22 protein-coding genes and 3 pseudogenes are annotated in these 21,696 nt (G+C 68.1%); 16 read left to right on the forward strand and 9 right to left on the reverse strand.

Going from position 1 to position 21,696, the window contains the following annotated elements; genetic code table 11:
* Positions 1-9 precede the first annotated feature (9 nt).
* Together ACQUQD_RS40440 and ACQUQD_RS40445 are read right to left on the reverse strand one after the other, a co-directional pair.
* Positions 10-1,029 carry an aldo/keto reductase gene (locus ACQUQD_RS40440; protein ID WP_428957228.1) on the reverse strand — a complete coding sequence of 340 codons (1,020 nt, stop codon included), beginning with the start codon at positions 1,027-1,029 and terminating at the stop codon, positions 10-12.
* 23 nt (positions 1,030-1,052) lie between these two features.
* On the reverse strand, positions 1,053-1,949 hold the full coding sequence (locus ACQUQD_RS40445; RefSeq protein WP_428957229.1) for a helix-turn-helix transcriptional regulator: 897 nt from the start codon (positions 1,947-1,949) through the stop codon (positions 1,053-1,055).
* 334 nt (positions 1,950-2,283) lie between these two features.
* On the opposite strand from ACQUQD_RS40445, the gene ACQUQD_RS40450 reads away from it, so the two are divergent.
* Both ACQUQD_RS40450 and ACQUQD_RS40455 read left to right on the forward strand, forming a co-directional pair.
* Positions 2,284-3,525: an MFS transporter gene (locus tag ACQUQD_RS40450; RefSeq protein WP_428957230.1), complete on the forward strand. Its 1,242-nt coding sequence runs from the start codon at positions 2,284-2,286 to the stop codon at positions 3,523-3,525.
* Complete coding sequence (locus ACQUQD_RS40455; protein ID WP_428957231.1) at positions 3,525-4,409, forward strand: aldo/keto reductase; 885 nt, start codon at positions 3,525-3,527, stop codon at positions 4,407-4,409. The genes ACQUQD_RS40450 and ACQUQD_RS40455 overlap by 1 nt, the downstream gene beginning before the upstream one ends.
* Positions 4,410-4,498: 89 nt before the next feature.
* Here ACQUQD_RS40455 and ACQUQD_RS40460 read toward each other — a convergent pair whose 3' ends face one another.
* The gene (locus ACQUQD_RS40460; protein ID WP_428957232.1) at positions 4,499-4,897 is read right to left on the reverse strand and encodes a VOC family protein; all 399 of its coding nucleotides are present in this window, start codon (positions 4,895-4,897) and stop codon (positions 4,499-4,501) included.
* Between the two features lie 93 nt (positions 4,898-4,990).
* Here ACQUQD_RS40460 and ACQUQD_RS40465 point away from each other — a divergent pair, with 93 nt between their 5' ends.
* Entirely contained in the window at positions 4,991-5,992 is a 1,002-nt protein-coding gene (locus ACQUQD_RS40465; RefSeq protein WP_428957233.1) for a helix-turn-helix transcriptional regulator, read from the forward strand.
* Positions 5,993-6,041: 49 nt separating this feature from the next.
* Here the strand turns inward: ACQUQD_RS40465 and ACQUQD_RS40470 are convergent.
* A pseudogene (locus tag ACQUQD_RS40470) lies at positions 6,042-6,135 on the reverse strand (SMI1/KNR4 family protein); the annotation flags it as partial.
* Between the two features lie 101 nt (positions 6,136-6,236).
* A pseudogene (locus ACQUQD_RS40475) lies at positions 6,237-6,350 on the reverse strand (hypothetical protein); the annotation flags it as partial.
* Positions 6,351-6,760: 410 nt separating this feature from the next.
* Between ACQUQD_RS40475 and ACQUQD_RS40480 the strand changes: the two are divergent.
* The 3 genes from ACQUQD_RS40480 to ACQUQD_RS40490 all read left to right on the forward strand — a co-directional run bounded on the left by ACQUQD_RS40480 (position 6,761) and on the right by ACQUQD_RS40490 (position 8,927).
* Positions 6,761-7,630, forward strand: coding sequence for an RNA polymerase sigma factor SigF (locus tag ACQUQD_RS40480; RefSeq protein WP_428957234.1), 870 nt, complete (start codon positions 6,761-6,763; stop codon positions 7,628-7,630).
* Between the two features lie 446 nt (positions 7,631-8,076).
* Positions 8,077-8,361 (forward strand): WhiB family transcriptional regulator, encoded by a 285-nt coding sequence (locus tag ACQUQD_RS40485; protein WP_428957235.1) that lies wholly within the window; start codon positions 8,077-8,079, stop codon positions 8,359-8,361.
* A 143-nt stretch (positions 8,362-8,504) separates the two neighbouring features.
* Entirely contained in the window at positions 8,505-8,927 is a 423-nt protein-coding gene (locus ACQUQD_RS40490) for an ATP-binding protein (protein WP_428957236.1), read from the forward strand.
* A gap of 87 nt (positions 8,928-9,014) precedes the next feature.
* On the opposite strand, the pseudogene ACQUQD_RS40495 reads toward ACQUQD_RS40490, so the two are convergent.
* Positions 9,015-10,473, reverse strand: a pseudogene (locus ACQUQD_RS40495) (oxidoreductase).
* 172 nt (positions 10,474-10,645) lie between these two features.
* Here ACQUQD_RS40495 and ACQUQD_RS40500 point away from each other — a divergent pair.
* Complete coding sequence (locus tag ACQUQD_RS40500; protein WP_428957237.1) at positions 10,646-11,518, forward strand: hypothetical protein; 873 nt, start codon at positions 10,646-10,648, stop codon at positions 11,516-11,518.
* Between the two features lie 168 nt (positions 11,519-11,686).
* Here the strand turns inward: ACQUQD_RS40500 and ACQUQD_RS40505 are convergent, their stop codons facing one another.
* On the reverse strand, positions 11,687-11,860 hold the full coding sequence (locus ACQUQD_RS40505; protein WP_428957238.1) for a CsbD family protein: 174 nt from the start codon (positions 11,858-11,860) through the stop codon (positions 11,687-11,689).
* A gap of 242 nt (positions 11,861-12,102) precedes the next feature.
* Between ACQUQD_RS40505 and ACQUQD_RS40510 the strand changes: the two genes are divergently transcribed.
* From ACQUQD_RS40510 to ACQUQD_RS40530, 5 genes are all read left to right on the forward strand, one after another.
* Positions 12,103-12,273 carry a hydrophobic protein gene (locus ACQUQD_RS40510; protein WP_428949812.1) on the forward strand — a complete coding sequence of 57 codons (171 nt, stop codon included), beginning with the start codon at positions 12,103-12,105 and terminating at the stop codon, positions 12,271-12,273.
* Between the two features lie 265 nt (positions 12,274-12,538).
* Positions 12,539-12,889 (forward strand): PRC-barrel domain-containing protein, encoded by a 351-nt coding sequence (locus ACQUQD_RS40515; RefSeq protein WP_428957239.1) that lies wholly within the window; start codon positions 12,539-12,541, stop codon positions 12,887-12,889.
* A gap of 91 nt (positions 12,890-12,980) precedes the next feature.
* Positions 12,981-13,559, forward strand: a complete 579-nt coding sequence (locus ACQUQD_RS40520; RefSeq protein ID WP_428957240.1) for a dihydrofolate reductase family protein — start codon at positions 12,981-12,983, stop codon at positions 13,557-13,559.
* A 65-nt stretch (positions 13,560-13,624) separates the two neighbouring features.
* Positions 13,625-14,077, forward strand: coding sequence for a hypothetical protein (locus tag ACQUQD_RS40525; protein WP_428957241.1), 453 nt, complete (start codon positions 13,625-13,627; stop codon positions 14,075-14,077).
* Between the two features lie 135 nt (positions 14,078-14,212).
* Positions 14,213-14,893, forward strand: coding sequence for a GNAT family N-acetyltransferase (locus ACQUQD_RS40530; protein WP_428957242.1), 681 nt, complete (start codon positions 14,213-14,215; stop codon positions 14,891-14,893).
* 99 nt (positions 14,894-14,992) lie between these two features.
* Here the strand turns inward: ACQUQD_RS40530 and ACQUQD_RS40535 are convergent, their stop codons facing one another.
* The gene (locus ACQUQD_RS40535; RefSeq protein WP_428957243.1) at positions 14,993-15,883 is read right to left on the reverse strand and encodes an endonuclease/exonuclease/phosphatase family protein; all 891 of its coding nucleotides are present in this window, start codon (positions 15,881-15,883) and stop codon (positions 14,993-14,995) included.
* Between the two features lie 550 nt (positions 15,884-16,433).
* Between ACQUQD_RS40535 and ACQUQD_RS40540 the strand changes: the two genes are divergently transcribed.
* The 4 genes from ACQUQD_RS40540 (at position 16,434) to ACQUQD_RS40555 (ending at position 18,952) form a co-directional block, all read left to right on the forward strand.
* On the forward strand, positions 16,434-16,976 hold the full coding sequence (locus ACQUQD_RS40540) for a hypothetical protein (RefSeq protein ID WP_428957244.1): 543 nt from the start codon (positions 16,434-16,436) through the stop codon (positions 16,974-16,976).
* Between the two features lie 284 nt (positions 16,977-17,260).
* Positions 17,261-17,518, forward strand: a complete 258-nt coding sequence (locus ACQUQD_RS40545; protein WP_428957245.1) for a hypothetical protein — start codon at positions 17,261-17,263, stop codon at positions 17,516-17,518.
* A gap of 49 nt (positions 17,519-17,567) precedes the next feature.
* On the forward strand, positions 17,568-18,041 hold the full coding sequence (locus ACQUQD_RS40550) for a hypothetical protein (protein WP_428957246.1): 474 nt from the start codon (positions 17,568-17,570) through the stop codon (positions 18,039-18,041).
* Between the two features lie 476 nt (positions 18,042-18,517).
* Positions 18,518-18,952: a hypothetical protein gene (locus tag ACQUQD_RS40555; protein ID WP_428957247.1), complete on the forward strand. Its 435-nt coding sequence runs from the start codon at positions 18,518-18,520 to the stop codon at positions 18,950-18,952.
* Positions 18,953-19,014: 62 nt separating this feature from the next.
* Here the strand turns inward: ACQUQD_RS40555 and ACQUQD_RS40560 are convergent, their stop codons facing one another.
* Positions 19,015-21,471 (reverse strand): GH92 family glycosyl hydrolase, encoded by a 2,457-nt coding sequence (locus ACQUQD_RS40560; protein WP_428957248.1) that lies wholly within the window; start codon positions 21,469-21,471, stop codon positions 19,015-19,017.
* Positions 21,472-21,696: the final 225 nt, after the last annotated feature.

The following is a 21,696-nucleotide window of genomic DNA, read 5'->3' on the forward strand; positions in this document are numbered from 1 at the left end:
GGGGCGGCGTCAGCGACGCCGCTGGTCGGCGCGCAGTTCGAAGTCGCCGTAGCTGTTGTCGACCGGGTTGACCGTGACGCCGGGAGCCACGATGTCGTCGATGGCGTCGAGTACGTCCGCCGGGAGCGTGACGTCGGCGGCGGGCAGGAACGCCTCCAGCTGTTCCATGGTGCGCGGGCCGATGATCGCCGAGGTGACGCCGGGGTGGTTGACGGTGAAGGCGACGGCGAGCTCGATCAGAGTGAGGCCCGCCTTCTCGGCCAGGACGGCGAGCTGTTCGACGGCGTCGAGCTTGCGCTGATTGGCAGGGGAGTTCATGTCGAAGCGGGCCTGCGGACGGGCTGCCGAGGCGGGGCCCGTGGTGGCGTCCTTGCGGTAGCGGCCGGAGAGCCAGCCGCCGGAGAGCGGACTGTAGGTGAGCGTGCCCATGCCGTGGCGGCGCACGGTGGGGAGCACGTCCTCCTCGATACCGCGGACCAGGATCGAGTACGGCGGCTGCTCGGTCACGAACCGCTCCAGGCGGCGCTCCCGCGCAGTCCACTGGGCCTCGACGATCTGGGAGCCCGAGTAGGAGGAGGACCCGATGTAGCGGATCTTGCCCTGGTGCACGAGATCGGACAGCGCGCCCAGGGTCTCCGCGACGTCCGTGTCGGGGCTCGGGCGGTGGACCTGGTACAGGTCGATGTGATCGGTCCCGAGCCGCTGCAGGGAGTTCTCGACCTCACGGATGATCCAGCGCCGCGAGCCCCCGCGCTGGTTGGGGTCGTCCGGGTCCATGGGCATGAAGAACTTGGTCGCCAGGAACACGTTGTCGCGGCGGTCTTTCAGGGCCTTGCCGACGATCTCCTCCGATACGCCGGCGGAGTACACGTCGGCGGTGTCGACGAAGTTGATGCCGGCGTCGAGGGCGCGGTGGATGATGCGGATCGAGTCGGCTTCATCGTCGTTGCCCCAGGGGCCGAACATCATCGCGCCCAGGCACAGCGGACTGACCTGGACGCCGGTGCGGCCGAGCGGTCGGTACTGCATCAGATGGTTCTCCTCGGATGGGATCAGTCGTTCCGGAAAGGAGCGACCTTGTCGGGGTGGACCCAGCTGGCGAGGAGGCCCAAAGCCTCCTGCTCGCGGGAGTCCGGCTCGGGCGTGTAGAAGTTCAGCCGCAGGCCCGGGTCGCCCGGCAGATCCATGGCTTCATAGGGCAGCGCGAGATCGCCGACCAGCGGGTGGTGCAGGTTCTTCACGCCGGAGCGGTGGAACTTGACGTCGTGACGGGCCCATCGGCGGGCGAAGTCGTCGCTCTTCGTCGTCAGCTCCCCGATCAGATCGGTGAGCGCCTTGTCGTGGGGTGCCCGGCCCGTCTCGGTGCGCAGGAAGGCGACCGCGTCGTCGGCTCCCTTGTCCCAGTCGCACCAGAACTCCTGGCTCGCCGGGTCCAGGAACATGAAGCGGGCGCTGTTGACCGGGCCGCGCCGGGCGAACAGCGGCGAGTCGAAGACCGGGGCGTACAGGGCCCGGCCCAGCGCGTTGGAGGCCAGGATGTCGAAGCGCGCGTTGCGCACATAGGCCGGAACGCCGGTCATCGAGTCGAGCAGGCGCAGGATCGTGGGCCGCACCCTGGACGCGGTCACCATGCGGCGCCTGCCCGACGGTGTCGCCGCCCGGGCCAGGTCGTACAGGTGGGTGCGCTCCGCCTCGTCGAGTTGCAGCGCGTGCGCGAGGGACTCGAGCACCGAGTCCGACGCGCCAGTGAGGTTCCCGCGCTCGAGCCGCACGTAGTAGTCCACGCTCATGCCCGCGAGCAGCGCGACCTCCTCGCGGCGCAGCCCGGCGACGCGCCGGTTCCCTCCGTAGGTGGGCAGCCCTGCCTGCTGCGGAGTGATCCGGGCGCGGCGGGTGCTCAGGAACTCGCGTACTTCGGCGGCCAGGGGCTTCCTGTTGCTGTCGGCCATCTTCAGGGCCCGGAATTCTCGGCGGCGCGGGCGGGCATGCGGCGGCTCCTTTTGATCGACGTGCATCCTGTGCCGGTCTTTTCACCGTAGATCTGCCGGCGAGTGCCTGCGAGGTACTGCCATTACCTGGAAGAGCAGTGACTCCCACCGACGCGACGACGCGCGGTTTCGTGGAGACGGCCAAGGACCCGACGTCATGCGACCGGGCCCGGACCGGAAACCGACCTGAAGGAGCACCGTGCGCGCAGCACCCCCACGCAGGCCCGGCGATCCCGGGGCTCTGCGTGCCGTCCGTCCGACCGCTCCGGCAGTCGTCGATGCGCCTGGTGATCAGATGTCCACGACCACTCCGCAAGGGAAGGCGAAGCCGCCAGGACCCCCGGTCCACGCGACTCTGATCCCCGCGATCATCTGCGTCAGCTACTTCATGGTCATCCTGGACAACTCGATCGTGTTCACCGGGCTGCCGCAGATCCGGACCGCCATGGGGTTCTCCGAGACGGGCCTGTCATGGATCACCAATGCCTATGTCCTGGTCTTCGGAGGGCTGCTGCTCCTCGGAGCCCGGGCCGGTGACGTGTTCGGGCACCGCAGGGTCTTCCTGTTCTCCCTGACCGCCTTCGCCCTCGCCTCGCTCCTGGTCGGCGCCGCGCAGAGCCAGTGGTGGCTGATCGGAGCACGCGCGCTCCAGGGCGTCGGAGCGGCGGTGATGATGGTGCTGGCGGTGCGGTTCCTGCCCGAGACAACCCCTCACAAGGGTCGCTTCGACGTGGCGGGGGCGCTGCTGGCGACGCTGGGCTCGACCGCTCTGGTTCTGGGCATCGTCGACGCGGCCGACGGCGGCTGGAGCGCTCCGGCCACGGTGATACCCCTGGCGGGCGGCGCCGCGATGCTGGGAATGTTCGTCCGGGTCGAGCGGCGGGCCGCACAGCCGATCGTGCCGCTGCGCCTGTTCGCCAGCCGGGAGCGCAGCGGCGCCTATCTCACCCGGATGCTCTACACGGGCGCGATGATGGGATTCTTCTTTTTCACCGCCCAATTCGTGCAGAGCGTCTATCACTGGACACCCCTGCAGGCCGGGCTCGCTTTCCTGCCGATGACGCTGGTCAATTTCGCCTTCGCCGTTCAGGTGCCGCGGTTGCTGGAGCGAGTGAGCAGACCGACAGTGCTGCTTACCGGGGTCACCCTGACCGCGGTGGGCATGCTGTGGCCGAGCCGCCTCGGCCTGCACACGACCTACCTGACCGGAGTGGCGCCGCCGATGGTGCTGATCGGTGCCGGCCAGGGGCTCGCACTGGCGCCCTTGACCTCCAGCGGCATGGAGGGCGTCGCCCCCGCGGACGCGGGAGCCGGATCGGGCCTGGTCAACGCTGTGCACCAGATCGGCAGCGCGCTGAGTCTGAGCATCTTGACCGCCGGCGCCGCCGCCGTCTCCACCGGCCACGGGGCCGCCGATGTCGCGGCCCGCTCGGGCGTGGCCCTGACCGGCTCCGCCGTCCTGCTCGCCTTCGCGGCCGTAGCCGTCCTGGCCCTCATCCTGCCCGCACGGGGCACTCGTCACGAAAGGACCTTCTGATGCAGACCCTCACCCTCAACAACGGCGTCCAGATGCCCGCCCTCGGACTCGGTGTCTTCCAGACCCCGCCCGACGAGACCCGGGCCGCCGTCACGGCCGCGCTCGACCTCGGCTACCGGCACATCGACACCGCGGCCGCCTACGGCAACGAGCGCGAGGTCGGCCAAGCCCTGCGCGACTCAGGGGTACCCCGGCAGGAGATCTTCATCGAGACGAAGATCTGGATCAGCGACTACGGCTACGACGAGACCCTGCACGGCTTCGACAAGAGCGCCTCGAAGCTCGGCGTCGACCAGATCGATCTGCTCATCCTTCACCAGGCGCTGCCCTCGGAGTCCGACAAGACCCTCGCGGCATACAGGGCCCTGGAAAAGCTCCTGGCCGACGGCAAAGTCCGTGCCATCGGCGTCAGCAACTTCATGGTCGACCACCTGACCGCGCTGCTCGACGCCACCACCGTCGTCCCCGCCGTCAACCAGCTGGAGATCCACCCCTACTTCCAGCAGCGCACCGTCCTCGACTTCGACGACCAGCACGGCATCCTCAACCAGGCGTGGTCGCCGATCGGTGGGATCACCTTCTACCCGGGCTACGGCGAGAACCGCCGAAGCGTCCTCCAGGACTCCGTCGTCACCGCGATCGCCGAGAACCATGGAAAGAGCCCGGCCCAGGTGCTGCTCCGCTGGGGCCTCCAGCAGGGCCGCTCCGTGATCCCCAAGTCGACCAAGCGCCATCGGATCGCCGAGAACATCGACGTCTTCGACTTCGTCCTCACAGCCGACGAAATGAAGGCCCTCGACGCTCTGGAGACCGGCCGGCGCGGCGGCCCCGAGCCGGAGGCCGTCACCCTCGCGGACTACGGCCGCGTCATCCCCGAAGCCTGACACCCCAGGCTGCCAACGGGACCCGCTCCGCCGATCAGGGCAACGGATGCGCCGCCACCGAACAGCCCGAGTGAGCGTCGTGCGTGGCGTCAGCGTGCGAACTTCTCGATGGCAGCCTGGGTGACGGGGGTGAAGAAGTTGACCAGGTTGCCGTCGGGGTCACGCAACAGCAGCGACCGGTTGCCCCAGGGCATCGTGGTGGGCTCCGTGACGAAGTCGGTGACGAAGGCGGCCAGGTTCTCGTGAACGCGGTCCACGTCGTCGACGAGGAACTCGGTGATCACGCTGTGGTTGTCCGCCGGACGGGCGGAGCCGGGGGCGAACAGCGGGACGGTGCGGGTGCCGGCGATCGCGAGCGTGGCGCCCGCGGTCTTGAGCTCGGCGAAGTCCTCGGTGGCCCACGCCGCCCGCACCCCTGTGGCGCGCTCGTAGAACTCGACGAGGCGTGCCACGTCGAGCGTGATGATGCGGATCGAGACGAAGTCCATCGGAATCTCCTTGACTGTGCTGAAGGCGTGCACGTCGCAGGCTAGGAGAAATAGGGGACAGAATCGGTCCTGTATCCGCAGTACGCTGCGAACATGCCTCGACCCACCGGCCGCGTGCTGACACTCCTGGAGCTCCTGCAGTCGGGCGGCACCCGGACGGTGGCCGAACTCGCCGACCGCCTCGGCGTCGAAGGGCGCACCGTGCGGCGGTACGTGAACCAGCTGATCGACCTGGACGTGCCCGTGGAATCGGTGCGCGGCCGCTACGGCGGGTACCGTCTCGCTCCCGGGTACCGCCTGCCTCCGCTCATGCTCAGCGACGACGAGGCGCTGGCCGTGCTGCTCGGCCTGATCGCCGGCCGCCGGACAGGGCTGACGACGACGGAACGCACAGCGAGCGAGACGGCGTCGGCGAAGATCCGGCGCGTGCTGCCCAAGCGCATCGCCCGTCGCCTCGACACACTCCTGCAGGCTCTCGCCTTCACGGACCAGCCCGGTGACGTCGACACCCCGGACGCCGAGGCCCTGCTCACCGTCGCCGACGCGGTGCGCCATCGCCGACCGGTCTCGATCCGCTACACCGACCGTGACGGCCGCCGCAGCGAACGCACGCTGCACGCGTACGGGGTCGTCGCCCATGCGGGCCGGTGGTACGTCACAGGCAAGGACGCGCTGCTCGGCGAAGACCGGACCTTCCGCCTCGACCGCATCGCCGACGTGCGGACCCTGCCCGGCTCATTCGAAGCGCCCGCGGGCATCGATCCGGCCCAGCGCGTGCTGTCAGGATTCGCCACGGCCGAGTACCGGCACGAGGTGACCTTGCGGATCCACGGCACAGTTGAACAGATCCGCGCCCGCCTTCCCGCCGGCGTCGCGAGCCTGGACGAGAGCGCGCCCGCGCCGGGCGGCGACCAGGCGACCGAGCGCTGGCTGCGTGTCGAGATGCGAGTGGAGCGACTCGACTGGCTGCCTCCGGTACTCGCCTCACTCGACCGGCCGTTCGTCATCGAGCGCCCCGATGAACTGCGCGAACTCGTCACCGCGCTCGCCGATCGCCTCGCGTCCTGCGCCCGGGTGAGCGCGGCGTCCCCGTGACGCGGATTCAGAACGAGCCGTCGCGTACGAGGTTGCTGCTTCCCAGGGCCGCCGAACCCGGCAGCCAGCAGCCACAGGAAATCGCTCAAGTCGCGCGCCACGACACCGGTCTCCCCCTCGGAGCCGAGGAAAACAACGGGCTGATTGCCCTTTCCTGCTGGGGCTCCCACGCCTGAAGCAGGCCGAAGAGATCCCGGTCGCCGTCGAGCTTCAGGGAGTCCACCGAAATGCGGCCGTACAGGGTGAGGACCAGCTCAGCGGCCGTACCCCGGGCGGAGGCGACGGCCACGTCCGGTGCCTCTTCGTGAACAGCGGCGGGGGTGCGGAGGCGGGTGACCCGGGCGCCGTCGGCGGACACCGAGAGGCGCCAAGAGTGGCCCTCGGTGGCGTGGAAGCAGTCGACCGTTCGTCGATCAGCCGCAGCAGAGCGGCGAACTCAGGTGTCGTGGTCACCGGGGATCCCTATCACCGCAATTTGACAATCAGACAGCGAATTTCGCAGCGTGCCCCACCTGCGACAGCGGCGGGCCGGCTGCCCTTGACGGGCACGGAATCGTGGCCAGAGCCGCAGCCGGAGTGAGGGCGACGAGTTGGACCCGGAGCATCGAGACGTGAGACGGTCGGTTGCTTGATCGCACGATGACGACAGCTCCGCGGACGAGGTTCGCGGAATTGACGGCTCAACAGCTTGTGCGTATGTATGCCTTGGCGTGGGGTACCTGACTGCCGCGAAGGCTTGCATACGAGCAGAGATCGAAGGGGTACAGCATGGCCACCGTCGTGTCGCAGGAACTGGACCAGCACACTGACGAGCCGGTTGCGCACGGGCTGGTCGAGCGCGCCTATGAGAACCCGGCCTCAGTTGCGCCCAAGGACGCCCGTCAGGTCGGCCGGCACTTCTTCGCTCGCCTCACGCAGCTCGAGGAAGGCACGCACGAGTACCAGTACGTGCGCAATGCGCTGATCGAGATGAACCTCTCCCTGGTGCACTACGCGGCGTCCCGGTTCCGGCACCGTGGACCCCAGGAGATGGAGGACATCGTCCAGGTCGGCACGATCGGCCTGATCAAGGCGATCGACCGGTTCGAACTGAGCCGCGAGGTCGAGTTCACCTCTTTCGCCGTCCCGTACATCACCGGCGAGATCAAGCGCTTCTTCCGCGACACCTCTTGGGCCGTGCACGTGCCGCGCCGTCTGCAGGAGGCGCGCATCGAACTGTCCAAGGCCACCGAGGAGTTGCGCACCCGTCTGGGACGTATGCCTTCCACTGCCGAGCTCGCCGAGCTGATGCAGTTGGATCCGGCGGAGGTCGCCGAAGCGCAGAAGGCGTCCAACGGCTACAGCAGTGTCTCCCTGGACGCGGCCGTGACCGGCAAGGACGACGAGTCCGACACGGTCCTGGCCGAGTTCATCGGCATGGACGAGGGCCGCTTCGAGCTTGTGGAGAACTTCAACTCCCTGGCCCCGCTGATCGCCGACCTTGACGAGCGTGACCGGCGCCTTATTCACCTGCGCTTCGTCGAGGAGCGGACCCAGTCGGAGATCGGCGAGGAGCTGGGCTGCTCGCAGATGCACGTTTCCCGGCTGATCACTCGTGTGGTGACCAGGCTGCGCGACGGTCTGATGACGGACGAGTAGAGACCGCACGCTGGTGACTCTCCGCGCCCTGCGGCCCGCACCGGGCCGCAGGGCGCTTTGCTTGGGCTGTCCAGTGCGTTGATGGGGCTGCCGTGCGCGTACCGCGAAGCGTCCGGCAGTCTTCGGCCGCTGGAAAGGCCGGCGAGCGCGCCGAGGCCGTGGGGAGGCGGCGATGAAGGCGAGTGTGCGGGGTGCCCGCCTTCAGGCGGCGGGCGAGCGTGCGGACGTCACGTAGCCGAGGCGCGGTGGTGATGTGGAGACGGACTTGCCTATCCGTGCATATGCCGGGTACTCGGCCGGTTGTCGGACGAAGCTGACAGCGCCGGTGACGAGAAAAGGGTGTCGAGGGCAGTGCCGAGCCATGGGATGTCGCTCGTGGTCGGTGCGGCCGCACTTGCCCGGAACGGGTACCACCTTCTCGCTCGGCCGTTGTGGATGGGGAGCGCATGACGGACACCTCTACGCCGTGGTCGGGCCGGGCAGCCTGCCGATCGGTCGACCCTGATGAGCTCTTCGGCAAGGGAGCCGCCCAGTCGGCCGGAAAGCACATCTGCACTCCGTGCCCGGTACGGACCGAGTGCCTGGCGCACGCCCTGGACGAACGGATCACGCACGGCATCTGGGGCGGCATGACGGAGCGGGAACGGCGCTCGTTGTTGCGCCGCCGTCCCACCGTCACCTCTTGGCACCAGCTGCTGGAGACGGCACGGACCGCTCACGGTCAGCTGTAGCCGGTCCTTCGGCTTCGACTATCGGCTAATGCCGCAGGGTGAGACAAGCGTCTCCTGGGCACGTGGGCTCCTTCATCGCGGGCACAAGAACGCAGGGAAGAGAAAGAAGACACAAGGCAGCTTGCGAAGAAAGGCGGCTTGTCATGCAGGATTCCTCACTCAGAGCTGTGGGGTGGGCGCGTTCCTTGCCGGTCAGCAGCGGGGTGAAGGCAGCCCGGGACTGGACCCGTGAGCATCTGGAAGATCTGGGCTGGTCGCGCAGCGCTCCGGAGACCGTCGATGCCGTGTTGTTGACCGTCTCGGAGCTGGTCACCAACGCGCACGTACATGCCCGCAGCACCGCCCAACTGGTGCTCACCTTGGACGGCGAGTGTCTGCACGTGACGGTGCACGACTCCAGTACGGACCCGCCGAAGGCCCGTGAGCCGGACGAGGATGCCGTGGGCGGGCGCGGCCTGCTGCTGATCGACGCACTCGCGGACACCTGGCAGGCCCATCAGTGCCCGAGGGGCAAGGACGTCACGGCCTGCTTCTGCCCGCCCGATCCGACGACGCCCGTGTCGTAGTCCCGCCCGGATCGACGTACGGACCACGCAAGCCGACAGCTTCGGGCGCCGTCGAGAGAACAGGCCCGGCGCAGTACTTCTTCTTCGCTAGTTCTTCTGCAGGGCCCGGGTGACACCCGCGATGACGGCCGTCGTCAGCAGCCAGCCGAAGGCGATCAACAGGTAGGCCAGCCACTGGAGGCCGTCGTTCGGCCAGTACCAGGCCGTGCGCTGACCCAGGCCGCCGATGGGGATCAAGAGATCGAGTGTGTAGACGAGGGGCTGGAACGGGGCGCCTTCACCTTGTTCGGCCGGGGTGGGTGAGTCGAGGCCGAAGGCCGACGTGCCCAGCAGTGTCAGCGCGAGGAGCCAGACGCCGGCCAGCCAGGGGCGGTAGCCGTAGCCGACGGTCCCGTCGAGGAGATGCCCCCATGCGCGGGCGGCCGGGGACAGGGTGCGGCGCCGGTGACGCTGCTTGGCGAGGAGGACACGGCGGGCATCGTCGTCGTGACCGGCCTTGCGGTACCAGGCCGCCAACTGCTCGTACGGTTGCGGGTTGTAGCCCGGGCCGCTGCGTATCCATGCCACGCGCCGGGCCACGGACTCCCGGTCGCCCACGGCCTCGTGACGCTCGTCGTTCGCGCCCACCGTCTTGATGGAACCGTAGACGAAGCCAGCTCCACTGTCTTCGGCCAACTGTGCTGGTTCTCATGGAGGTACGACACCTGGGCGCCCCGCAGATCGACGGTTCCGGACGGGGGCCGGGCGAGGGCGAGATCGAGGTCGACGGCTTGCAGGTGTGTGGCGATCAGGGCCGGAACGTTCCCGCTGCCGGCGGGCGGGCCGTTCAGGACTGCTCCGCCGAAGGTCACGTTGTCCGTGACCTGGGCGCCGCGCAGTCGTACCGTTCCGTGCGCGGTGAATCCCTCGGAGAACTTGAGCGACGAAGCCCGGGCGTTGTCGAGGGCGAGAGCCACTCCGCCTGGACCGGGTCCTTGCAACCGGGCGCCCTGCATGGCGAGCGTGCCCGGTAACTGCGCCCCCATGAGCCGGACTTCGCCGTGCGCGACGAACCCGTTACGGCAGAAGACGCCCCCTTCCATGGCCAGACCACCGGCCGACAGGGCCCAGCCGCCCCTAAAGTCACCATGCGCGGCATCCGGGAAGTTGCCCTCAATGCGGGCCGAATCGGCCTCGATGCCAGGTATCCGGCTGTCCGTGAAGACGAGCGCCCGGGTCGACGAACCGAGGAGATTCACCGCCTCCTCGAACCAACATGCCTCCAGCCAGAGGGCGTGGTCGAACTGTGTGCCGGCCAGGTCGAGCCGACCGGAGATCCGGGCCCCGGTGAGGCTCAGCCGCGCCACCGCACCCGCCTGCCCGGGGTTCGCGCCCAGCAGCAGTGCCGTGATCACCGCCGCGCGCACCGTCCGCTCGGCTCCCCACCGGCCTCCGCCGGCGACCCGGTCCTCCTCCGGCGTACCCGTACGCGGTCCACCCGCCGTCCCTCGGGAAATGCGCCCCACAGTGCACGCTCAGGCGAAGTCAACTCGTCGTAGGAAAGCACTCATACAGCGTAGTGATCTTCCTGCGCCCTGCCGATAGCCGAGGGTCTCGGCCGCTCCCCGTGTCTACCTCAGACGACGTAGAAAGATCGACACAGCGCATGGCGGACGAGTCGTAGGGCACTTGGTCACTTCCGGACACAAGGTCAGTACATGGAGCTAAGGGCGGTTTTGATGATGAGGGCGACTTCCCGGATGCCGCGCATGGTGACTTTAGGGGCGGCCGGTCTGTTGGCGACAGGTGTGCTGGCGGGCTGCGGCTCCAGTGACGGCGAAGGCAAGGACAGTGCCGGGCCGACGGCCGAGAGCCGGGAGCAGTCCCCGACACAGGTGGTCCAGGCGACGAACGAGAAGACCTCGCAGGCGGGTTCGGCACGGGTGAAGCTCACCTCCACGGCCAGCTCCGGAGGCCGGAGCGAGACGGTCAGGGGCGCCGGAGTGATGGACTTCGAGGACGGAGCGAGCCGCATCGAGCTGGGCCGGGCGGGACAGCGGATCGAGCAGCGGGTGGTGGACCAGGCTCTGTATCAGAGGCCGACGAAGGGCACGGGTGAACTCCCGGACGGCAAGTCCTGGATGAAGATCGATCTGGAGCGGCTGCGCGACTCGGGCGTTTCAGGGGGCGCCCAGGTCAGTGATCCCTCCGACTCCTTCGCCTACTCGAAGTCCCTGTCCGAGAAGGACGTGAAGAAGGTCGGATCCGAGCAGGTCGGCGGCGTACGCACGACGCACTACCGGGTCGTCGTGGACATCGACAAGCTGGCCAAGGGCAGTGCCGACCAGAGCAAGAAGCTCCGTGAGCAGCTCGGTGACACCCTGCCGATGGATCTGTGGATCGACGACAAGGGGCTGACCCGCCGCCAGCAGATCGAGCTGACGACGCAGGGCAAGAGCAGCGGCGGAACGCCGAAGGGGTCCGCGACCAAGGCGAAGGTCGTCATGGACTTCAGCGACTTCGGGACGGACGTCGACGTCGACGCCCCCGCGGCTGCCGACACGGTGGACATGACGAGCAAGGTCATCAAGCAGAGCAAGCAGAACGCCTGACCCGCCATGAACGACCGGGTACGTGGCACAGGAGGCGCGTACCCGATCGTTCTGTTCCTCCGGGCGCGGCGGACCACTCACACGTGGTTCGCCGCACCCGGACAAGGAAAGGGCTGCCGCACTCGACGAACGAGTGCGGCAGCCCCTCGGCACCGGTTGGCCGTGTGATCAGCGCTTGCCGATGTCCTTGATCTTCTCCTTGGCCTGGCGGGCGTCGCCCTTCATCCGCTGCCCGCGACCTTCCGCGGTGAGCCGCTCGTTGCCGACGGTGCGGCCGGCGGCCTCCTTGGCGGCGCCGGTGGCCTGCTCCGTCTTCGCCTTGGCCTTCTTGTTGGCGGTCATGTCCGCTCACACTCCTTGGCATCGACGTCATGTGCTCCGAGTGCGGGTGGCCGTTGGGCTGCCCGGCAAACATCATCACCGCCATCGGATCGGGCGGTTGTCCTGCGGCTTCGCGTGCATGGACGGTGCGGAAGGGGGCACTCCAGCGTGCGGCGCGTGCCCTGCAACTCGTGAAAGAAACGCACTGTTTGTGTGTTTGTGTGTGCGCAATAAGAGCACACGGTCGCCAGGAGGTAATAACAATGGTTCCCCTGCTTGTGGTTCTTCTTCTGGCTCTGATTCTTTTCGGTGCGGGTTTCGCCCTGAAGGCGCTGTGGTGGATCGCGGTCGTCGTGCTGGTGGTGTGGCTGCTCGGCTTCGTGATCCGGCCCGCTGCAAGTGGCGGCCGCAAGGGTCGCTGGTACCGGTGGTGATGCGCACCTGAGTGCGCCGGAGAGCGGCACGACGCCACGGGCGGTGGCGTAGGTGCCTGAGGGTTGGGCCCCGGCCTGGGACGGCCGGGGCCCAACCCTTTTGCCCGCGTGCGGTGTCACGTGTGCGTGTGCGGGGCCGGGCGAACGCCCGTCTCCAGGGACGTCGCGGCGAGAGTCCTCGCATCGACGCGGCCCGTACGGGGCATCAGGTGTTACGCATCCGGAACTGCGCCCAAGTTCCGGTGGATTCGTCGAGGAGGGCCGCATGTTTGAAGCTGAAAACATCCGTGACTGGCGGGACAAGGATGTCGTCGATGTGGAGGGGCGCAAGATCGGTTCGCTGGAGTCGGTCTATGTGGACACCGCGACCGACCAGCCGGCCTTCGCCGCCGTCACGACCGGGCTGCCGACCCGTAAGCGCATCACCTTCGTCCCGTTGGAGAAGGCAGTCGTGGCGCCCGCGTACGTGAAGGTGGCGTGGCCCAAGCAGCTCGTGAAGGACGCGCCGTCCATCGACACGGACGGTGAGCTCCTGGTCGAGCAGGAGCGAGCGATTTTCGATCACTACAGCTTGGACTATGGGGCGGGGGAGGCCCGGCGCCTCGCGCGGCGCTGACACCCGGGTCGGGTGTGGGCTGCGATGAGTTTCGTCTTGGTCGGCAGTCTGTATCTCTGACACGCGATCGACCGCGCTTGAGGAGAGCACCATGGCTGCTACCTATACGTTCGACGTCTTCTCCAGCCTCGACGGCTTCGGCGCCGCCGGCGGCGACTGGACCGGTTACTGGGGCAAGCAAGGCCCCGAGCTCCTCGACCACCGCCTCGCCCTGTACGACGGTGAGCAGCGGATGGTCTTCGGTGCCAACACGTATCGGGCGTTCGCGCAGATGCTGGCCTCCAGCACCGAGGAGTCCGATGTCCGTGACCCGTGGGTCACGCGGATGCGGAACCTGCCCGCCACGGTGGTGTCGACCACGCTGGAAGGTCCCCTCGACTGGCCCGACGCGGAGGTGGTGAGCGGCGATGCCGTCGACGTCGTCGCTCGGCTCAAGGAGAAGTCCGACGTACCGCTGCGCTCGCACGGCAGCCTGTCGATGAACCGGGCGTTGATGGCGGCGGGTCTGGTCGACCGTGTCCAGGTCACGCTCTTCCCTGTGATCACCGGTCGGACCGGGCTGGACCCCATCTTCGGGGGCGCGGCGGACTTCGACCTCGAGCTGATCGAGCATCGGACGCTCGACGGCCACATCCAAGAGCTCGTCTACCGGCCGACCCTGCATGCCTGAGTCGACGCACGGGGTCAGGCGACCCGGTGACGAGCCCGTGAGCGGGCCGCACTACCTTTGGCCGGATGCAGCCACAGCAGCCCCACACCTCCCCGGCCCAGGTTCCCGCCCCGACGGCGTCCGCGCAGCCCCGCAGCCGCACGGTGATCATGGCAGTCGCACTCGTCATCGGGCTCGCTCTCGGCGCTGGGGGAGTAGGGGCTGCATGGGCGCTGAGCGGCGACAACAGCTCCTCAGCTGAAAGCACTCCCGCAGGGGACGCGCGCGCCGCCTGCCAGGCACTCGACGGATTCGACGAGGCGAAGTACACGCAGAAGGGCTCGGCCGGCGAGATCGCGGTCAACCGCTATGCGGCCGCGGGCGCGTTCTCCGCGTCGGCCGCCGCGGGTGATGCGAAGTACAAGCCGCTCGCCGAGGCCGTAAGGCGGTCTCAGGATCGCCACGCCCGCGTCTTCGAGTTCGACGCGACGGTGAAGAAGGAACTGGATCGGGCACGTGGGATCTGCACCGACCTGTAGATCTGCCACGCGCCGGGCATTCGGCAAGTCCTGCCCCGCATCACGCGGTTGGCGCTTTGACGCAGCCGGTTCTGGTCGTTGTCCGGCTCGCCAAACCTGATGCGGGAGCGCTCCCACCCTGAAATTGTGGGAGACATGACGACTCGCCCTTTCGTACGACGCTACGACGTGTCCGACCACGACCGGCTCGCCGAGATCTGCGTGAAGACGGCTCATCAGGGCCAGGACTCGACGTCGGTCTATCCCGATCCGGACCTGATGCCGTCGATCTTCGCCTTCCCGTACGCGCAGTTGGAGCCGGAGTTGGCCTTCGTACTGGACGATGGGGAAGGGCATGCCGTCGGATACGTCCTGGGTGTAGCGGACACGGCGGATTTCGCCGACCGGTACCGCACCGAGTGGCTGCCACGCGTCGCCGGCCGGTACCCCGCTCCCGCCGGGCCGGCTCGGACGCCCACCGAGGAGATGATCGGGCTCCTGCACAATCCGGAGCGCATGGTTCTGGAGGAACTCGCCGCGTTTCCGGCCCACTTGCACATCGACCTGCTTCCGCGATGGCAGGGCAAGGGATACGGCCGCACCTTGATGTGGACCCTCCTGGACGCGTTGCATGGCAGGGGAGTGGACGCCGTTCATCTGTGCATGGTGCAGGCGAACACACCGGCACGGGCGTTCTACGACCGCCTGGGATTCGAGCAGCTGGCGGTCCCCGATCCGGGGCCTGTCTGGTATCTGGGCAGGTCGACGAAGACCCCGGCGGGATGGACGCTGCGGTCAGGGTGCGGAGCTCAGGGTGTGCCGCCTGCAGTGTCGTAATGCTGGTCCTGGGGCATGGCCGTCGTACGAGCAGGGCTCCTGGGCGCCGACATCGTGGACCCGGCAGCGCACCTGCCTGCGCTGCCGGCCCGACACAGGTCAGTAGCTGAAGGTGGTGAGAACGGCGAGGTGGTCGCTGGGCCAGTTCGCACCACCGCCGATGACCGTGGAGGCGGTCGCGTCGAGCGTGGATCCCTTGTACTGGATGAAGTCGATACGGTCCTGCGGCTCTGGCTTGCCGCCGGTCTCCTTGACCACGGGGGACCACGTGGTCCCGGGAGTCGAGGCCTCGTCGGGGTGGACCTCGCGGTAGGAGTCCCCGTAGCCGCCGTCCCCGAACGCCTTCGTGGCCGGCCACTGCACCACGGAATTGCAGTGCACGGTCTTCGTCTTGTCGGTCCAGTCCAGATGGGACGGCGAGTTGAAGTCTCCCGCGACGATGGCGGGGGACGATCCCGCCCAGGTGACGACTTCCTTGGCCTGCTGCCCGCGCAGCGACTCATCGGCGTAGATGGTGTCGTAGGAGTCGTTGTCCCAGCAGGCGTTGTAGGGGCCGTACTTGGTGTAGTTCAGGTGGACGGAGTAGATCCAGAATCCCTTGATCTTGGCCGCGACCACACCGTTGCCGCTGTCGGACCAGTCGGTCTTCTCGAGCGGGTAGCGCGAGACGATGTCCACGTGGGTGCCGGTCGCGGTGGTGTACCAACCCAGAGCATCCGCGACCTTCTGGGCGACATCGCCATTGCTCTCCTGCAGAGCGACCACGTCGGCGCCGGACGAGGTGATCGCGGAGGCGATCTTGTCGATGCCGTTGCTGACATGTGAGCCGCCGTTCCAGGTGTTGAACGTCAGCACCTTCAACGTGTTCGCCGCCTCAGCGGTCGAGCTGTCCGCGTTGTCGGCAGCTGCGGCGACGGATCCGGGTATGACGGTCAGCGTCGCCAGGCAGGCGACGGAAACGAGAGCGGTGGGCACGCGGGAAGAGATCATGAGTGAATTTGTACCGGCTGCCGGCCAGTTGGAGCAGGCTGTCGCACTGACAAGGCAGTGAATGTTTCGCGCAGTCAGAATCGACAATGCGCCGGCAGTTGTGACGTGTCATCGCACAATTCGGCGAGTGGTGGGCGGTCGATGTACGGGATTCCGGAGCGGGGCAGGTGTCGTGGTACTCCGTGACCATCGGCGAGGGCAGTTGAAGTGGTTCTGAAGGGGACGGAGAGATCGAGGTATCGCCGCTTTCCGCAGAGTGGCCAGCCCGTCTCGGCAGTACGCGTCACGATGGGGCTGATGCGGCAAGACCCTGTTCGGTGGGTTGCGTGGGGTGGCTCTTCCGTGGCCTGGTGCGTGGCGCCCGACTGATCGACGCTGAGGCTTGTTGTTTCGCAGGGGACGTGCTGGTTGTGCCGCGACGGTCACCGTGCTGTGGAAGACAGAGGCCCGTGTTGAGGGCGGCTGGATCCGGGGTGACTCTGGATGTAGGGCCATCTGCAGCAGGACTGTCTCAGGCAGTCGCTCAGCCCTCTCCGTCAAGGAGTCCGACATGGACATCAAGACCTGTTACGCACGCACAGTCGCCACGGCAATCGGAGCTCTCGTTGTCGGCGCAACGCTCACGGCCCTCGGGCCGAGCCAGGCTTACGCCGCCGCAGAACAGCGTGCGCCCTTTGCCGTGACCGGCATGCCGGGTGACGCCGACGATACTGCTGTCCTCGGAGAGGACTCCCAGTCTTTGGGAGGGCTCCAGATCACGCCGTCGGCGCCGAAGGCATGGACGCCCGCCGATACCTCCATGGGCAGTGACAACTTCAACTATCTGGTGACGGTGAAGTTCACGAACAAGGGCGACAAGAGCGTTGACCTCGGAAATGTGATGACGGAGGTCAATACCGACGGTGGAGCGACCAACACCATCACCGACTCGGCCAACGACGTGGGTATGTCAATCGAGGCCGGCCGCTTGGCCCCGGGGCAGAGCTCCACTCTCGAGTACGGCTTCAGTGCCGAGTCGAAACCGTCGTATGTGAACTTCGACTTCAAGATGTTCCTGGGTGACGACACCGCGGAATTCACCTACGAGTGGTGATCGGTCGAGGAACTTCGACCGGAGGCTGGAAACCGGCATAAAAGGGGCATAAAATTGGCCCCATCGCGCGTCAGTGGCGTGCCAGGTCCGGGTGACGGCGGCGGCTACGTCCGCAGCCCCAGGGGTGGGCTACAGGCGATTTTCAAAGGTGCGGCGTCATGAAGCCTCACGCGGATTCCCATAGGCAATGGGCCGGCCCCCAGTGGTCCGACAGCCCCGGCCAGGCCGGTGCTTCCCCTGGACGGGCGCCAGAGTCTCGACCCTCGCCCCCGCGGCGAGAAGGCGTGCGAAGACGCCGCTTCGGATGGTTCGTGTGGTTCTTCCTCGCGGTGCAACTGCTCTTCGTACTGTGGGTTGTCGTCGGGGTACGCTCCGGCGCCGGCACTCCCGCGGACTGCGGCGATCTGGACGCCCAGACCTGCAATGACGCCGCGAACACGGGAACAGCGATCGGCGTCGGGCTCGTCATCGTCCTCTGGGCTGTCGTCGACATCATCCTCGGCATCACGTACGCCGTGGTCCGACTGGCACGCCGCCGTTGAGCTCATGCGTGCGGCGCGCTGTGCAGGGCACTCAGTGCAGGGAGTTCCGATGAAGAAGCGCATCAGGATCGCCGGTTCTCTCGCCGCGGTCGTATGCTTCACGATCGCCCCGGGGGTTGCCACGGCGCAGCCCGGACAGGAACCCCGGCCTGCACCCGCCTCCACCGCGACGTACGAGCGCCTCACCGCCCGCCAGTGGGCGCTGATAGCCAAGGACCCCGATGCTCATGCGGGGGAGCACTACGTCGTCTTCGGGGTCGTGACACAGTCGGACGCCGCCACGGGCCCCGACATGTTGCTGGCGCACGTCGACGGTGTACGTCACAGCGACGCCTATGCCTATCCGACCAACACTCTCGTGGCCGGCGACGAGTCGGACTTCGCGAAGATCGTGGAGGACGACATGTTCACCGCGCAGGTGGAGGTGACCGGCTCCCTCACCTACGACACTCAGGTAGGAGGTTCGACCACGGCACCACTACTGCACGCCGACACCATCAAGGTATTGGTCCCAGCCCCATAGCCGACTGGTGCGCGGCGCGCCGACACCCAATCCGCGCTGGCGCTACCGCGTCGTCGAGACGACCGCGCTGGCCACGGTCAGGACCGACACGGCTGTCATCACCGTGCGTCCGTGCCGACACAGCAAAGGCCGCGAGGCCGGGCCTTGGTTGCTGGAGGTGAGGGTGCACTGTCGGCACGCCTTGTGGGTGTGGAGGCTGGGAGGGGTGGTGAGCCAGTAGGCGTCGGTCAGCTGTGCCATATCCGCTGTGTCGCTGTCGTTGTGCTGCATGCCCGGCCCAACGCTTGCGCGCTGTACGAGGCATGGTCTGGCGGTGATTCGCCAGTGCGCGCCAGGTTCGCCAGGGTTGTGGGTCAGGATGGAGTACAGGGCCGGTATGGGAGGAGTGCACTTGGCCCGCCCATCGGGCGCATCGCACGGCGATCGGACCCGGTCCTAAGGTGGGCGGAGCCGGATCGAGAGGAAGCGGGGGACGTATGACGACCTGGGGAATGGTGGTCGAGACGACGGTGGGGACGGGGGAGCGCAAGCATCTCGAGGGCCGCGTCATCGGTCACATGGAAGGTGCGCGCGAGGACGCGCTGTCCGAGCTCGAGCGGCGTGCCTCGGCCTATCAGCCCACGCACCCTCTCAGCCCCAAGCGCCGCCGCCTGTACCGCCACGGAGACGGGTTCCTGCTTGTCGTGGATGGTGCCTGGCAGTCCTTCACCACAAGGTTCACCCTCGCCGAGCTCCTCTACGACTCGGAGCACCCTCCGTCACCCGAGCCCACCTCCGAGCCCGTATCGGAGCCCGCACCCGCCGCCCCGGAGGACACCGTTCCACCGCCCCCGGCACCGGAGAACGAGGCGCGGTACGACGACGGTGTTCCGGTGCGGCCGTCCTGGTGGGGGCGGACCGATCTGTCGTGAATGGATCGGAGTGGGCCCCGGCGCCGTGGGGCTCGGCATCCTGATGCCGAGCCCCACGGCACTCAGTTCTGCGCGGGGAACGACGGGGGCGCGTCCTGCGCGTCCGTGCCCCAGTCGCCACCGGGTGTGGCCCCGAGCGTGAAGTCGAGGCTGCCGCCGCGTCGGACGGTCGCCGCCGACACCCACGTGCGCTGCGAGGACTCGCCATTGACCCGGACACCGCGGATGTAGGGCGCGGACTTCCCGGCCCCGGGCGCCTGGATGCGGAGCGTATGGCCGTGCCCGCCGCGGATCTCCGCCCGCGGGAACAGCGGCGAGGTCAGCACCAGGTCGGCACGGGCCGGGACCTGGGGGTACACGCCCAGCGCGGAGAAGACGTACCACGCCGACATGGTGCCCGCGTCGTCGTTGCCCGGGATGCCGCCGGGGGTGTCGGTCCAGAGCTGGTCCCGCTCGGCCGCCACCGTCTCCTGGGTGCGCTCAGGCTTCCCCAAGTAGTTGTAGAGATAGGGCGAGTTGATGTCCGGCTCGTTCGTCGGGTCGTAGCGGGTGTCGTCCTTCGCCGAGAAGTCGAACGTCCCGTCCGGAGTGCGGAAGAACGCGTCGAGACGTTGCACCGCCTTGTCGCGGCCGCCCATGGCCCGGGCGAGGCCGGCCACGTCCGAGTACACCATCCATGTGTACCGGGCGCTGCTGCCCTCCACGAAGCCGTCGCCCGTCGCCGGGTCGAAGGACTCGCCCGCCCAACTGCCGTCCCGCTTGCGGTCCCTCATCCAGCCGCCCTGCGCCGTCGCGTCCGTGTCGAACACATGGCGCCAGGCGCCCGAACGCCGAAGGAAGTCACGCTGCGCGTCACGGTCCCCGACCGCCGCGGTCAGCTCGGACAGGCCGTAGTCGGCCGCCGCGTCCTCCAAGGTCTCCGCGGCGCCGCCCCAGCAGTGGCAGTCGTCGGCGGGCACGTAGCCATGGGTCAAGTAGTAGTCCAGCGAAGGGCGTTGTCCCACGCACTCGACCTGGCAGCCCGCGTCGGAGGAATCGTTGGCGGTCGGTACGGTGGCCGCGTGGACCAGCGAGTCCACCGCGCCGCGTACGTCGAAGTCCCGCGCGCCGAAGGCGTACATGCCGGCCAGCGCCACGGCCGAGGGGTCGCCCGACATCACGCTCGTCTTGCCCTGCTGCAGCAGCCAGCGGTCCCACTCGCCACCGCGCTGGGAGGCGTAGGAATACAGGGACTGGGCGTAGTCGCTCGCCGCCCTCGGTGACAGCCACGCCATCAGCTGGACCTGCGCGCGGTACTGGTCCCAGCCCGAGAACGTTCCGTACTGGGCGTGCTGTCCCTCGGACAGGTGGTGGGTGCGGTCGTCGGCGCCCGTGTACCGGCCGTCCACGTCGTTGGCGACGGTCGGTTCCAGCATCGAGTGGTACAGGGCGGTGTAGAACGTGCGCTGCTGGGCGTCGGTGCCGCCGCCGATGCCTATCCGGCTCAGCTCCGTGCGCCACTGCGCGGCGGCGTCGGCCGCGGTGTGCTCCAGGGAGGCCGACGGCGGGTTCTCCGCGCGCAGGTTCGCCTCGGCGCCGGCCGCGTCCACGTAGGAGATGCCGACCTTCATCCGGACCTGGCGCACGTTCTTGCCGAACGTCACATAGGCCCCGGAGCCCTTTCCTGCCTGGGCGTTGCCGTCCTTGTCGTAGCCGGTGCCGCCGGACGCCTCGGTCGAACCGGGGCGCACGTCGTCGTCCTGCCAGGTGCCCGTGGCGGCGAAGGGGGTGTCGAAGTGGGCCGTGAAGTGGAGCGTGTACAGCTTGTGCCGGTTGTTCTCGCTCTGCGGGCCGCAGAAGTTGCCCGCCTCGACGGAGCCGCTCACGGTGCGGTGCTGGGCGTCCACCTCGACGTGCGCGTCGGTGCTGCCGCTCTCCGAGTTCGACGTGCGGAACAGCATCGAGGCCGGCTTGTCCGCGGGGAATCCGAACCGACCGGTACCCGTGCGGGTGGTAGCGGTCAGATCCGCGGTCGCCCCGCTGTTCAGGGACACGCGGTAACGGCCGGGTTCGGCCTTCTCGTTCGCGTGGCTGAAGTCGGACGCGTAGATGGCGTCCTTGGTGTCGGCGGACGGTGAGGACGTCACGTCGCCGACGTACGGCATCACCGGAATGTCGCCCGCGGCGCCGGAACAGCCCACGCCGCTGAGATGCGTGAGCGAGAAGCCGCGGATGCGCGTGGCGTCGTAGCGATAGCCGCCGGGGGCCGGGTTCTTCGCCTGGGTGCCGGTCGTGGTCTGCGGGCTCCAGGAGAGCATGCCGTACGGGCGTACGGCGCCAGGGTAGGTGTTGCCCGCATTGCTGGTGCCGATCAACGGGTCGACCTTGCTCACCGGGTCGGCCACCAACTCGGCAGGCGACGCCTGAGCTGCGGCGGGGACCGCGGCGAGCAGCCCGCCGGTGAGCACGGTCGCGAACACACCGGCCAGCAGGCGGCCTCTGCGGCGGACAACAGGCAGAGTGGGGGGAAACGTTGTCATGCGCTGCCTTCTCACGCCCCTGAGAGGGTTGGGGGAAGTGTTGATAACGATGTCAAAGGGGCGCCGTCGATGTTTCCCACGTGCGCGGTGCTCGTCAAGATCCCTGCACCGACTCGTTGTTGGACGACTCGTTGTCGGACCGGACGACTTCCCGTGACGGCGGGGAGTCCTGCCGGGCCCAGAGGCCGAGCGGATGTCCGGATGACCGCCGTTTGGCCCTGCTGG

This window comes from Streptomyces sp. cg35 (genome assembly GCF_050410835.1).
GTDB lineage: Bacteria > Actinomycetota > Actinomycetes > Streptomycetales > Streptomycetaceae > Streptomyces.